Annotated in this window: 11 protein-coding genes and 1 pseudogene; 3 read left to right on the plus strand and 9 right to left on the minus strand. The window is 52.1% G+C overall.

Annotation, left to right across the window (positions count from 1 at the left end; all coding sequences use genetic code 11):
* The first annotated feature begins 1 nt into the window (after nucleotide 1).
* The gene (locus RBB77_RS12990; RefSeq protein ID WP_353067715.1) at nucleotides 2–220 is read left to right on the plus strand and encodes a hypothetical protein; all 219 of its coding nucleotides are present in this window, start codon (nucleotides 2–4) and stop codon (nucleotides 218–220) included.
* Here RBB77_RS12990 and RBB77_RS12995 read toward each other — a convergent pair.
* From RBB77_RS12995 to RBB77_RS13035, 9 genes and pseudogenes are all read right to left on the minus strand, one after another.
* Nucleotides 116–514, minus strand: a pseudogene (locus RBB77_RS12995) (radical SAM protein); the annotation flags it as partial. The gene RBB77_RS12990 and the pseudogene RBB77_RS12995 sit on opposite strands and share 105 nt — an antisense overlap.
* Nucleotides 498–2,447, minus strand: coding sequence for a methyltransferase domain-containing protein (locus tag RBB77_RS13000; RefSeq protein WP_353062178.1), 1,950 nt, complete (start codon nucleotides 2,445–2,447; stop codon nucleotides 498–500). The gene RBB77_RS13000 and the pseudogene RBB77_RS12995, both read right to left, overlap by 17 nt.
* Nucleotides 2,444–3,907, minus strand: a complete 1,464-nt coding sequence (locus RBB77_RS13005) for a B12-binding domain-containing radical SAM protein (RefSeq protein ID WP_353062179.1) — start codon at nucleotides 3,905–3,907, stop codon at nucleotides 2,444–2,446. The genes RBB77_RS13000 and RBB77_RS13005 overlap by 4 nt, the downstream gene beginning before the upstream one ends.
* Nucleotides 3,904–4,902: a class I SAM-dependent methyltransferase gene (locus RBB77_RS13010; protein ID WP_353062180.1), complete on the minus strand. Its 999-nt coding sequence runs from the start codon at nucleotides 4,900–4,902 to the stop codon at nucleotides 3,904–3,906. The genes RBB77_RS13005 and RBB77_RS13010 overlap by 4 nt, the downstream gene beginning before the upstream one ends.
* Nucleotides 4,899–5,717 carry a class I SAM-dependent methyltransferase gene (locus tag RBB77_RS13015; protein WP_353062181.1) on the minus strand — a complete coding sequence of 273 codons (819 nt, stop codon included), beginning with the start codon at nucleotides 5,715–5,717 and terminating at the stop codon, nucleotides 4,899–4,901. Before RBB77_RS13015 ends, RBB77_RS13010 begins: the two co-directional genes overlap by 4 nt.
* The gene (locus tag RBB77_RS13020; protein ID WP_353062182.1) at nucleotides 5,714–7,111 is read right to left on the minus strand and encodes a B12-binding domain-containing radical SAM protein; all 1,398 of its coding nucleotides are present in this window, start codon (nucleotides 7,109–7,111) and stop codon (nucleotides 5,714–5,716) included. Before RBB77_RS13020 ends, RBB77_RS13015 begins: the two co-directional genes overlap by 4 nt.
* The gene (locus tag RBB77_RS13025; RefSeq protein ID WP_353062183.1) at nucleotides 7,112–8,614 is read right to left on the minus strand and encodes a B12-binding domain-containing radical SAM protein; all 1,503 of its coding nucleotides are present in this window, start codon (nucleotides 8,612–8,614) and stop codon (nucleotides 7,112–7,114) included.
* A 27-nt stretch (nucleotides 8,615–8,641) separates the two neighbouring features.
* Nucleotides 8,642–10,144, minus strand: a complete 1,503-nt coding sequence (locus tag RBB77_RS13030) for a B12-binding domain-containing radical SAM protein (protein ID WP_353062184.1) — start codon at nucleotides 10,142–10,144, stop codon at nucleotides 8,642–8,644.
* A complete protein-coding gene (locus RBB77_RS13035; protein ID WP_353062185.1) occupies nucleotides 10,138–11,655 on the minus strand; it encodes a B12-binding domain-containing radical SAM protein in 1,518 nt (505 codons plus the stop codon). Before RBB77_RS13035 ends, RBB77_RS13030 begins: the two co-directional genes overlap by 7 nt.
* Nucleotides 11,656–11,794: 139 nt before the next feature.
* On the opposite strand from RBB77_RS13035, the gene RBB77_RS13040 reads away from it, so the two are divergent.
* Nucleotides 11,795–12,775: a hypothetical protein gene (locus RBB77_RS13040; RefSeq protein ID WP_353062186.1), complete on the plus strand. Its 981-nt coding sequence runs from the start codon at nucleotides 11,795–11,797 to the stop codon at nucleotides 12,773–12,775.
* Nucleotides 12,772–13,161: a hypothetical protein gene (locus tag RBB77_RS13045; protein WP_353062187.1), complete on the plus strand. Its 390-nt coding sequence runs from the start codon at nucleotides 12,772–12,774 to the stop codon at nucleotides 13,159–13,161. The genes RBB77_RS13040 and RBB77_RS13045 overlap by 4 nt, the downstream gene beginning before the upstream one ends.
* The last annotated feature ends 75 nt before the right edge of the window (nucleotides 13,162–13,236 follow it).

Consider the following 13,236-nt stretch of genomic DNA (forward strand, 5'->3'; position numbering starts at 1 on the left):
GATGATTTGCTTTTTGGACGGTGGTTCGGCAAGTTATCGGTATGGATGGATTCCAGCGACGAACGGCAGCGACGCCCTCGTGGATGAGATCGAAAGCTCCATTGACACGGCGTATACCGTCGTGAACCTCTCGCGGTCCATCCAGCGAAATGATGATGTCATCGAAAAGAGTTGCAACCTCAGAGGCACGCTTCAGCAGCAGGAGACCTGTGGTCAGTAGAGTTATCCGAATCGGCTGATCGCGGAAAAATGTACAAAGCTCTGCGAGATCACTATGGAGGAGCGGTTCGCCCCCGGTTAAAACTATTTGTCGAACTCCGAGTCTTTGCAACGAAAGGCGGTGGCGCTCCAGATTCTCTAGGCGAATCTGTTCTTTAGTCTCACGTTTCCAGATATCGCACATGACACAGCGACAGTTACAGAGGCTATGCACATTCAATATCAAAATCGGCAGCTGTGTGATCCGTTCGGCCTGCGGAAATCGTTCGGTTGATGACTCATGCAGCACTGGCATGTTCCACCTTCTTTCCGCCGACTCGCAGATCTCTTCCAAGAGTTTTTCTCGCCTGGGCCAACAGACTATCAATCGGAGCGCGTAACCATCGCCTTATGCCATCTACGAATAGGGGCTGCAGCCCGGCTTGAAGCGAGTTGGGAAGAGAAGCAAATAGAGAATCGCTTGCGAGTTGGACTCTGCCGCCTAATATGACTAGTTCAACCTGATCTACTGTAAGTTGCGCAACGGTTTCTGCCGGTGTAAGGCCCTTGTCGCGGACTGCGATAAGATCGGCTACGGCGCCCGGACGAAGACGCCCCTCCCCGTTCCGGAGACGCAGGACACTGGCCGATCTTGCGGTGACCATGTCGAAGAGAGACTCGGCATCGAGGCCAATCTCATTGCGCGCAAAATTTATTTCATCGAGCAGATCACCAGCAGATGTGAGTGGAGAATCACTGCCTAGAACGACTGTGTGAATAGATTTGATCAAGGTTGCGGAAAGAGCAGAATGAAATAGGAATTGATTCGAAGTCGGGCAAATTACGAGTGCTGAGCGACGTTGATTAAGAAGTGAAATTGCTTTGTGATTCAGGGCCAGGCCATGTACAAGTACAGTCCGTTCATCGAGAAGTTCCAGCCGATCCAGATCAAAGATCTCTTGTGCGCTTTTTGCATCGACACCTTCAGCGGCGTGAACCACGAAAGGAAGATTCGGTGGTGTATGGTCAAAGTTGTGTAGGAGATTTGGATCCATGGCAAGAGAGTGTGCCCACCCGAATCTGGCGAGTACACGCACTGGAAAATCAGCAGCGACCAGGTCCCGCGAGAGAGGGTTGTGGTGGCAGACCGTAGTCACGCCGCAGAGGAGATTGCGGATCGCTCCCCATCGCAACCGGGTCTGCTTTGGCACCTTGCGATGGGAGGCAATTGTGGTCGCGTGGGTCCGATGGATCTCTCTCGCCCACTCGGTTGAATTCAGATACGGTCCGACACCGAGATTTGGGAAGAGGCTGAACTCAAGATGATCGTGAGCGTTGATCAAACCCGGAAGCAATATGTAGCCGGATAAGTCTACGGTTTCCTTCCGCCCTGTTTGGGGCTCCCCGATGAGCGGCCATTTGGCCGAGAGGGAGCGTATGTGTCCGCGTTCGACCTCAATCGACCCTTCGGTTGCCGACCTAGGTCCGAGAGCATATCTGGCTCCGGAGAGATGAAGTGCCTGAGAGCTTTCGCTTGCATCAGAGAGCTTTGATAGGGGCAATCTTTTTTGCAGTTGCAGAATGTAAACAGCAGGCAGGCCGGCGGATTCTTCATAGAAAGGTAGTTTGTCGTTTTCTTCGAAGATTTTCCGCTCCTCTAACTCGAAGGTGGGCTGGATGTTCGCAAGCAGTACAAATCCACAAGCTTTGAAAGTATCGATGATTGCCTGGAGGGAGTGTCCATTGACACGGAGTCTCTCTGTCGATCCATCGTGAGTGAAGGACCTTGTCCAGTCACAAGTGATCGCAGTGTCCGGATGCATGTCCGTCAAAAAGATGTGGCCGTCTGGACGGGTAACTCGGTATAGCTCCCGAGCGAAGTCCTTCAGGCTTTCGAGATAACTCAAAACGAAGGAAGACACAACGAGATCGATTGTGCCGTCAGGTATCGGTAGAGCAACGCAGGTTCCCTGCCGCAGGGAGCAAGCTTTACCAATCTTGTTTGCTGCACGATGCAGCATCTCTGTCGACGAATCCACGCCGATCAGACTCGCCGCGCCACGTGGCGCTAGGAACTGAAGCCATCGGCCGGTCCCACAGCCGGCATCCAGTACGTGCAGGCCGTTGATATCTGGGAGCATCTGACTCAGAAAGCGTTGCTCTAGCATAAGGAGCGGATTAGGCTGCTCATCATAGACCTGCGCCCAAGTATCGAAGACATCAAGGGAAGACAAAGCGGTTGCAGTCACAGACTTTCTCGCTTTGGTTTGCGGAGGCTGATGAATTCGTTGGCCCATTGAAGTTCAACCGGAAAGCGATAAACTCCGAGAGCGTATCGCCAAGCACTGAGAGTTTTTAGCAAAATGCGGCTCCACTTCGGCGCACGGATGTCCTGCACTGTTGGCCATCGCGAGCCAATGACAATCTCAAAGTTGTCTATGAGATCTTTTGTTTTACGTTGAAGCCACGGAGCTTGTGTGTCGATGCGGAGAGTGAAATCCATCCAACGCTTTGACGCCCACTCTGCGGGCGTCGATGGCCATGCTATCTGGCCGTCCACGTTGCCGTACATGTCTCCAGGTTGAGGTACCGGCGTGTAGTGGTAGATGATGATCTCAGAATCAGGGTTAATCTTCTTCAGTTTGCGAATGAAGGCGAGAGTCTCCCGTGTGTCACGTTCTGGATCGCCGGGGTTTCCGATGACGAAGGAGAACTCAGGAATGATACCGAACTGTTTTGTTCGTTCTGCGATTGTGACTGTTTGTTCTGTGCTGATGCCCTTCTTCATCTCTTTAAGAGCCCAGTCAGAGCCTGACTCTGCGCCGAAGAAGATCATCGTGCAACCGGCGCGTTTGAGTGCAGCAAATGTTTCGTCAGAGTACCGAGACATCACATCGACCCGGGCTTCGCACCACCAGCGAAGATTCAAATGTTCAATTCGCTTGGCAAGTTCGAGGGCGTGATCTTCTCTAAGAAAGAAATTCATATCGTAGAACTGAACCGAATCCGCACCGTACTCGGTCACTAAATGGGAGAGAATGGCGGCGGTACGCTCCGGAGACTCCATGCGCTCTTTGTTCCCGTACGCGGCGTGGACACCACAGAAGCTGCAGTTAAAAGGGCAGCCAATGCTTGCGTGGTGGACGGCAGTACGTTTCCCAAAAAAAGAAGGGCGAAGATACTTTTCGACAGGCAGTCGATGGAATGGCGACCAAGGAAATTCATCAGGCCCCTTCATGGGCCGCTCTGCGTTATTCCTCGGGAGACCGAAGATGTCTTTGTAGGAGAGCCCTAGAATGGAATCGAACGCTCGCTTGCCGCGCATTGCATCTAGAAGTTCAAGTAGGGTGTCTTCGCCTTGGCCGCGAACGATGTAGTCTACATATTTTGCATTGAGCGCGGCATCTGGATAGACGGAAGGGAAGTAGCCACCCCACACGATCTTGACATGGGGATAGGCCCGACGTATTTCACGGGAAGCGTCCATCGCCGCGACCATCTGCGGTCCAGGCATGACCGAGACGCCAAGTAGTTCAACGTCGTATTGTTCGATTAGCCGCGAAATGGAGGCCACGGGATTGTCATCTACGTTGCCGTCGACAATCTCGTAGTCTTCGCGGTCCTCAAGTACGGCGGCAATAGCCAATACAGCAAGGGGAAGCCGTCGGTTGCGTGGTTTTGTGGCTCGCGGATTAAAGAGAACGATCATTTTTGTACTCGGGCACTATAGATTCGAAATTGAGATGGTTCACGTCTACCCTGCATTTTGGCGAATAATGGCCGCATGAGCCAGCGGATGCCGTAACTCGGCGTGTGCACCTGCCAATGAAGTGCGAAGCGCGCTTCCAGTCTTTGGAGACGTTGATCGGTGAGGAATTCGAGACTGTTGAGACTGTCGGAGGCAATGCCATAACTTTGAGTGAAAGACCTCCGACGTTCGATTACCATTTGTTGACCGCTTGCTTCGTTGCTATACCATGGGGTGTCAGCAATAAGAATTGTGCCCCCCGCGCGCGTGCAACGTAAGGCTTCAGCAATGGTCTTCTCGTAATCTTCGGAATAGTGAAATGAAGCGTTGAAAATGACAAGATCGAATGCGTCGTCCATGAGGGGAAGCACGTCCAATTCGGCCTGTACGCGCGGAAAGAGCGTAGTAAGCTGCTTCTGATAGTGAATTGCGGCGCCAAGCCCGTCTCTGTCGTTGGTAAGCAGATCCACTGCCACAGGCGCGTGCCCTCCGAGAGCGAGCCGATAGCTCATCCATCCGTTACCTGCGCCGAGGTCCAAAATTCGAAGCCGCTTTCTGTTATCGAGTTGCAAGTCAGGGAGAATATGTCGCTCGATATAACGAAACGTCTTTGCACGTATGATCCATTGTTGACTGTTGCTTCCTGACAGATCGCGATAAGGTAGCGCGAAATAGTATTTCGCATCCACGCTGCCACGGCCTTCCGCAGAGCGAATAAACTCATAGTCACGAATGAAGCGGGAGAAGTGAGAGACGCGTTCGGGAAGCAAAGCTCTCCAAATACCGCCCTCGCTCGACAGCTTTAAGCAACAGTCGGAACAGACCAATATGGCTTCAGCAACATTCGTATACGGCAAACTATTGATCCATCCCCTGCATCGAGGGCATCGAAGACGAAAGTCGTTGTCTTCGTCCGCACGAAAATCGATGGATTCTTTATGAGCCATCGCGATCATACCTGGACTCTCTCGAAGCTAATGAGCATGTGATCGCCAATCACTCGAAACCCCGGGCACGCCGAGAGGGCTTTGTCGATCGTATCCATGACATGCAGCAAGTTTGGAAATTTGCGGATCCATGGTTCAACGTAAGAAGGAGGGACGGTGATGCCGATGCCGACGCAGGAACGCATAACGAAGGCGGGCGAGAACGACTTTTGCAGCTGACGGAGTGTTGGATAGTAGACATCGACAACGAATTCACCTACTTTAGCTGCAGCATGGCCCGAGCATCTGCGAAACGCTTCGTGGGGCCTTCCGTGAATCAGAAACCAGATGATTTCTGAGATGCAGAAGCGGGTTGAAAGACAAATAATAAGGGGAGCACCCGGCGGAATGAGAGTTGCCAAGTTTTCTGCTGTTTGACTAAGATCAGCGACGCAATTCAGACCTGAAAAGTTTGAGAAGACCCCGTCGAAAGCGCTTTCCGTTCGAATCTCAGCAATTTGCTCGATTGGTAGTTGGGCGAACTTCACGGAAGTAGTGGGAGCTTCGGTACGAAGGCGCTGCTGGGCATACTCGATCATTTGTTCTGAGGCGTCGCAGGCAACCACAGAGACTCCTTTCCCAGCAAGGAAAAGGGCGTCTTCGCCTGTACCACAGTTCAATTCCAGAATGTGGTCTCCGGATCGAAACGCCTGCGCGATCACTCTCCAGACCGCATTTCGTTGAGCGCGCCCGATGAGAGATCTTGTAAACAGATCGTCGTAGCGCCTCGCCAATTGGTCGAAGGCGAGAATGGCTTGTGGCTGGGCGGTCGCCATCGGAATCATGCTTCCACCTCGGTCTGCGTTGAGAGCAAAGCCGCACGGGCGAGCGCGATCTCGCGGCGCAGGCTGGACGCGCGGTCGGATTCTGCGTCAGGAGTTTCGGCCATGCGAGCGAGTTGGACCTCATCTCGAAGGAGTTTGTCTGCGTAGCTGTAAAATTTTTGCGAGTGACGTCCCTTAATCTTGATCTCGCGATCCGAACTAACCCCCCACGGCTTCAACTGAACGAGGCGACTGGAGATTTTCTGGTAGTAGGGTGTCCCTTTGATGGGATAAGAGACGGTAGTGAAGAATACATCTGGTTTGGAGATGCTGACGTGCTTGATCGTTGCCTCGATGTCTTCTAGCTCTTCACCTTCGTAGCCCCACATAAGGAACATGCCGCTTTCGATGCCTCTTTCGCGGCTCATAGCGACAGCTTGTTGTACCTGCTCAATTTTTACTCCACGGTCCATGGAGTCGAGGATGCGTTGCGACCCGCTTTCAGAGCCGATCCAGATCCGGAAACAACCAAGTTCAGCGAGAAGGTCAAGCATCTCTGGATTCAGACGATCTGCTCGAGAGATGCATTCAAAAGGAATGCGAAGGCCGCGCAGCCGCATCTCTCGCGCGTAATCGCGAAGCCATTGATGATTGATAGTAAAGACGTCGTCAGATACCCAGACCATGTCCGGAGAATAAGTTTGGAGGAGCCACTCCACTTCATCGACGACGAGCCGTGGAGTACGACGGCGATGAGTTTGGCCGAAGACTTGATGGCTGCACCAACGACATTTATAAGGGCATCCGCGAGCCGTAATGAAGTTGATCGAACCTTTACCATGTGCGTCGCGCCATGTCTTGACGTAGCGGGCAATATCTATAGCGTGACGAGCTGGCCATGGTTGACTATCGAGATCGGCTATCTGATTACGCGGTGGGTTTTCCTGCATGTTTCCGGTGGCATCAAGGTAGGCTAGTCCGGAGATGGTAGTGCATGCGGCGGTGTCATTAGCGCGAAAAGCTTCGAGCAACTCCTGCATTGTGAGTTCACCCTCACCAAAGACGACATAGTTCGCGCCCGACTGAAGATACTCAAGAGCGTACGCACCTGGTTCGGGGCCGCCTACGATCGTCTTCCAGCCTGCCTCATGCGCTACGCTCAGAATTTCTACTACATTGCTTCGTGTCATGAGATTGGCATAGATGCCAACGACCGAGGGTGTCTCGGTGCGCAGGTGATTGAAGAGCGCTTCACGACTGGAGAACGTGGTGTCGAAGACATCTACATCAAATCCTTGCTTCTGCAGATGAGAGCATAGATACAAGATTCCGAGTGGGGCGTAGGGCTTCAGAATCTGAAGCTCCTTGGGGTCTTCATATAGGAAGTAGCCGTGAGTTAGTAGAAGCTCTGCCATTTATACTTGCCCCTCAGATGAGAGTAGCGTTTGCAGAGGAACAAACTTGTGTTTGCCTGAACCAGCGACCATCGCATCGAGGCAGAATGTTGCCGCGGAGTTTCTGCTGACGGCTTCAAGCTCAAAAACACGCTGCCAAAGAGTCACTAGGTCAATTGAATTCGCGACGGGGTCAGGACCCTTTTTCCAAGAGTCGACCTCAGCGTGAAGCGCGGTTCGTAGTGCCATGTAAAAGTCATTGTTATAGGCGGCGGAAAACATGACGCACAGGTCGTCACTATCGGTCCAATTTCGTTTGGTTCCGATCTGTTCCTGTACGCGCTCATAGAACGCTGTCCCTGGAAGTGGATAAGAGAAAGAGATGCCGATATCATCTGGGCGCATGCTACGTACTAGGCCAATAGTCCCTTGAATGTCTTCCCATGTTTCGCCTGGGTAACCAAATTGCAGGAAAAAGCACGCGCGCATACCATTATCGGAAAGCAGGGTACGTGCCGTAATCACGTCATTGACGGTTAATCCCTTGTCCATCGCATCGAGAATTCGCTGCGAACCAGATTCGACCCCCATCCATATCTCAGTGCACCCTGCTCTTTTGAGTCCCGCAACAGTCTTAGGTGTCATTAGATCGGCACGAGATTGGATCTTAAAAGGGAGAGCACATTCCATCGTTTCAATCTCGTCTGCAAGGTCTTGCACCCATTGATGGTTTAGTGCGAATACATCATCGCCAAACCAGATGTGCTCAACACCATAAACTTCTTTCAGCTCACGAATCTCAGCTGCTACGGCTTTGGCCGAGCGGATCTGAAACTTGTTGCCAGAAATTGGTTTTGCACACCAGTTACATCGGTAGGGACATCCGCGACTAGCTACGATGTTTGTTGAAAAGTGACCGTGTGCGGAGGACCACGCCTGGCGATAAAGTGCCAGATCAATCAGTTCGCGTGAGGGGCGCGGCAGACTATTCCATGAGGGGTTCTTTGGGATGCCGCCTGCACTCTTTGATAGGGCCCCTCCCGCGTCAAGATATGCGAGCCCTGGTATGTCCAAGTGTGGGTCACCGGATAGAATCGCGGAACACAGAGCTACGAGCGTTTCTTCAGCTTCACCCAGCAAAATGAAATCGACGTTGTTGCGGAGGTAGGAGTCGGCCTGATCTGTCATGTCCGAACCGTGCGCTATTACAACTGCACCAGATTGCTTTGCTTGGTGAGCGAGTTGCCAAGCGAGTTGGCGCATGCGCGTGAGGCACATTTTCGAGAGAAAATTGAAATCATCTTCGTAGATCACCACGAGCTTAGGGCCGTGCTCCAGCAAGGCCGCTGTAAAGCCCGAGTTGGGATCTTCGAGCATGGTATCGAACACGGCGACAGCGATATCTCCGGCTCTTAGAGCGGACGCAGCATAGAGCGTACCCAGAGGCGGATACGGCTGCATCTTTCGCACCTGCTTGGGATCGTAGGGGAGATGGTAGGAATGTGTTAGCAGAACGTCAGCCATCGACTGGCCTCCCCTCTCTTTATCTGGTCAGCATGCATTGGCGGGTTCCTTTGGAAGCTCTTGGCCAGTCACCAGTGAACGACGGAGTACTATGTGTTCGGATATGTTAGAGAGCCAGAGTTCCCAAGGGAATGAGTAGTTACTCGAACGGAGTCGCCACCTGATGGGCGCTTGAACGATAAACCTCACGGTGCGTCGTAGCCGTGAATAGCTATTTTGCTGGCGATCAATTTGATTGTTGAGGAGAAAATATCTGAGCATGCGTTGAAGTCTCGCTAACTCGTTGCCCTTAAGCCACGGCAACATGTTTGCTCCCAATGGCATGTCCATCCATTCACGTAGATTCTGGGGCTCAGGGACACCAAGTTCTCGCAGTTGAGGCCAAATCGGAATTCCTGGATACGGAGTGAAGATATTTGGAGAGAAGCTGACGTTGGGGAACTGGCGGCCGATGTCGCTCATTGTCTGAAAAGTGATAATTCGATCCGCTTCTGTCTCGCCCGGATAACCGAAGATAAGATTGAACGTGACACGAATATCGCCCAACTGAGCCTTGCGCGCAGTTTCGTACATTTCATCGACACGCTGATGACGCTTATTCATAAGCTTGAGAACGGAGTCCGATGTCGACTCGGTGCCGAAGCCCATGTGTGAGACACCGCTAGCGCCTAAGAGCCGCACATCATCTTCACTCATGCGGCATAGGAAATCTGTGGAGGCTTGGAAGGTCCACTTAAACTTGACTCCCGAATCGATGATGCCACGGGCAATCTGGAGTGCTCGCGGTAGCTGAACCGGGAAGTTAGAGTCCAGCAACGCTACTTCGTCGATGCGATACCGAGTTACTAGGTCAATCATCTCAGCCACAGTCCGGTCCGCCGAGAGTGCATTAAATCTGCGTTTATAGAAGATCATGTCCGTGCAGTAATTGCATGCGTAAGGACAACCAACGCTGGTGGCATAGGCGAGTTTGCGAACCCCAGAGATCTTCTCGTAAGCCTCAAAATTAGCGAGGTCGAATGCGGGGAGCGGCAGGGAGTCAAGAGGTTCTACTCTACGATCAGCATTGTGGACACGTCGCCCATTGCTTTTCCATGAAAGTCCCGCGATGTTGTTGAGGGATCTATGTTGTGCCAATGCTTGAACTGTTTCTACAAGTGTTATTTCACCCTGACCACGAACAACCATATCCACGAAGCTCTCGCTTAGGGTTTGGTCTGGAAGAAGAGAGGGATGCCATCCACCAAAAATAATCGGAAGCCACGGAGTATGGTTTTTGATCGTGTTTGCGACCTCTATAGCGCCGCGGATCATCGGCCCCGTCAAAACGGAGATTCCAACGCAGAGAGCGTCTACAGACTCGCACTCGACGCGAGAGAGGTAGTTCGGCTCGATGGCGGCGTCGATCAGGACAGCGTCGAAGTTAGCTTCGCGTAGGCTGGCAGCAAGTGCGAGTAAGCAAAGAGGTGCGCCGAGCGGAGGTCCGTCATAGGGCGGATAAAAGAGAACGACCTTACCTCTGCTCAGCATGCGGCCTCGACCTGCTCGGGGCTGGGCTCCAATCGGCGCGCATCGACGACTGGTTTGAATCCCGCGGTCCTTGCTTTTAGCTTGTCATTCAACCAGAGCTCGGCCGGAAAACGATACAGTCCATGATCAAGTCGGAAACGCGCTGGAAAAGAAATGCATTTCTGAGCGAGACGAGTGATGCGGGTTCGGCGGTCAACTCCGATCGGAATCCGATCAAAAGCGATTCGAAGGTAATCGCGCATAATTTGTAATTCTTCGTGATCACGTCCGTTCAGCCATGGGAGCTTGGTATAGCGTGGAAAAAACTCGGCCCATTTTTCGAGCGAGTCGGGGACTTCTATCCCAAGCTCGGCGGCCCTGTTCATTACGTTGGTTCCGGGATAGGGAGTGAAGATATTCGTCCAGAACTCGGTGCCTGGAAAACGCCGGCAAACATCCATAATAAAATTCATGGTCTCTCTACGTTCTTTGGGTCCCTCTCCAGGGTAGGCGAAGATGATGTTGAAAGAGGGGCGCATTCCTGCGGACAGACATCGTGCCGCGCTCTCGTAGATATCCTCAAAGTTTTGAAATGTCTTGTTCATAGCCTTCAAGATCTTCGGAGACCCGGAGTCTACACCTTGACAGATTTGGTGAAGTCCGCTGCGGCGCAACAATTTCAGATCCTCTTGAGAAAGCCGTGAGGTGAGATTTGTGGTTGCTTGAATGCTCCACTGAAACTCTGCGCCTGCTCGCACCAGACCTTCGCCTATGGCTCGTGCGCGATCGAGATCCACGAGAAAGTTATCGTCGACGATCCAAAGCATACTCAGGTTGTACCTTCGGCTCAGGTCAACAGTCTCTTCAACGAATTGCTCTGCTGGAAGAGCGTTCCATTTGCGCTTATAGACCGCACCGTTAGTGCAATAAGCGCAATCAAACGGACAGGCCAAGCTAGAGGTGTACATCGCCCAACGCTTCCCACACATTCGTTCATAGGCATCGAAATCTGCGATTTGATAGGCCTTGGGAGGCTGCTCTACGATGGGCCGCAGTGCACGTTCGGGCGTAAATGTGAGTTTGTTATCTCGCTTAAAACCGATACCCGAGACGAAGTCCGGAGCGGACTGATTCTCAATGTGTCCGACCAGCTCAAGGAAGGACTCTTCTCCCTGTCCGCAAATGACGTAGTCGATGTATGGGGCTTCAAGTGTCTGTGTAGGTAGAAGGGAGGGGTGCCAGCCGCCGAGGACAATAGGGAACTTGGGATCTCGAGCTTTGATTGCTTTGGCAATCGCGACAGTTTCCCGAATCATTGGTCCGGTCACCAAAGAAATCCCGAGACAGATCGCATCCTTCACTTCTTCTAGGACGCGTAGCTTATAGTTCGGGGTGATCGTAGAGTCGATGAGCACAACCTCATAACCAGCGCGGATCAGCGGAGTGGCAACAGCGAGAATACCTAGGGGCGCTGTGGCATCGGAGCTCGCGAAAGATGGAAAGAAGAAGACGACTTTGCGGGCTTTAGGCAATTCGATCCCTCACTCATTTTGGACGATATGACTAGCGGCGGCAGCAGTTGTCATATCCATGTCAGCGCTTTGTAAAGTTTTTCGGGGGTGGTGAAAATCCCGTATCCCTTGCGATAGAGTGAAGTTCGGCGGTGTTCCGATGAAGTCAGTTTCGGTCGATCCAGCGATTCTGCCCTATGCCCAAGAGCTTCGTTTCGCGGGTGTGGTGTGTGATCTGATCACAAACTCGTTCGAACTACGAGCTCTACTAAGCCAGCTTTCCCACGTCGAGAAATGCGAACCTGGAAATCGATTTAGCATGCGCGTTGTAGTGAACGAATCTTCATTCGATCCGATTGAAGAGCCCCACTTCCGCGGTTTACGCCATGTCGTGACAGCTTCGTTTGGCACTGGCAACATCTTTATCTTCGATGTGTTGCGCCGCACACTTAGCGCCAGTATCTCGAGAGTCGCAGCTACAGACCTCCGTTTCTGGAGGGAAAAGCTTATCCCAATCTCTCTGGGAGTGTTAGGTGCAGCCATGGGGTTGGTTCCCATGCATTGCGCGTGTCTTGAGCGGAGTGGTGACGGACTACTAATAGCAGGCTTGTCAGGTGCGGGAAAATCTACGTTATCTGTCGCCCTTGCACAAAACGGATTCAGCTACGTCTCCGATGATTGGACCTATATGTCACGGCATCAGAGCTCTCTGGTAGCGTTCGGCACATCAGCTCCAGTCAAGCTGTTGCCAGATGCTACCAATCACTTTCCTAGTTTGACGAGCTATTGCCCACAGAAGTCAATGAATGGAGAGTTAGCCTACGAGGTTGACATCGCCGACGCATTCTCGGTCCGAATTGAAAGAGCATGTGAACCGCGATGGGTGATTTTTTTGGAGCGAATACTAGATTTCAAGGTTGAGTTCGCTTCCGTGGCGTCGAGTAAAGCTAGAAATTATCTCAATTCTAGCGTGGAGAGATTGCCCACGGAGCTGTATGAAGCTTCTGTGATGCGAGATCTCACTCTCGAAATGGTATCAAGACTACCATGTTGGTTGCTCCGGTATGGAGGAACTCCTCAGGTCGCCGCCGAGTATCTTGTTGAGTTTGTCGCTAATCAGACGCGGGAGATATTTGCTTGAAACTCAATGCGACACGGTCTCCAGACCTTTTGCGACGGTTCGTGGCAACGCCATATGTGTTCGCCGATTGCGTCGGTCCCAGTCGTTATTCTGTCCGATCAAATGACTTAGGAATTGCGTTGGCAGTTCGGCGCTCCTGGAGCACCCAAAGAGCTGAAAATCTGCCTGCTGTGGTTTCTTGGCAGCTTATTCGAGAAGTATTTGCGGCGAATGATAATGCCGAGACCACTTTGCTCTCCGGGGGAGAACTACGAACGTTGATTGTTGGAACGGAGACGGTTCTATTCTATGACGCTCAAAGGTCGGAATTTCTGGGATTTGTCTCTTCTGCGATTACGATCAAACACTTGGTTTCAGAATTAATTCCTACCCTGCTGAAGATTTGACTGACCAACCCAATGGCTGGATAGCCTTTTACAAATAAGTGACAAATAGCACATTGCACAATGACAACTAAACCA

The sequence above is a fragment of the Tunturibacter psychrotolerans genome, assembly GCF_040359615.1.
GTDB classification, from domain to species: Bacteria; Acidobacteriota; Terriglobia; order Terriglobales; family Acidobacteriaceae; genus Edaphobacter; species Edaphobacter psychrotolerans.

Bases quoted from the DNA above. Each gene is read 5' to 3' on its own strand.
- RBB77_RS13015 (WP_353062181.1), bottom strand. From the start codon at position 5,717: ATGATTCCGATGGCGACCGCCCAGCCACAAGCCATTCTCGCCTTCGAC.
- RBB77_RS13025 (WP_353062183.1), bottom strand. From the start codon at position 8,614: ATGGCTGACGTTCTGCTAACACATTCCTACCATCTCCCCTACGATCCC.
- RBB77_RS13020 (WP_353062182.1), bottom strand. From the start codon at position 7,111: ATGGCAGAGCTTCTACTAACTCACGGCTACTTCCTATATGAAGACCCC.
- RBB77_RS12990 (WP_353067715.1), top strand. From the start codon at position 2: ATGATTTGCTTTTTGGACGGTGGTTCGGCAAGTTATCGGTATGGATGG.
- RBB77_RS13010 (WP_353062180.1), bottom strand. From the start codon at position 4,902: ATGATCGCGATGGCTCATAAAGAATCCATCGATTTTCGTGCGGACGAA.
- RBB77_RS13030 (WP_353062184.1), bottom strand. From the start codon at position 10,144: ATGCTGAGCAGAGGTAAGGTCGTTCTCTTTTATCCGCCCTATGACGGA.
- RBB77_RS13005 (WP_353062179.1), bottom strand. From the start codon at position 3,907: ATGATCGTTCTCTTTAATCCGCGAGCCACAAAACCACGCAACCGACGG.
- RBB77_RS13040 (WP_353062186.1), top strand. From the start codon at position 11,795: ATGAAGTCAGTTTCGGTCGATCCAGCGATTCTGCCCTATGCCCAAGAG.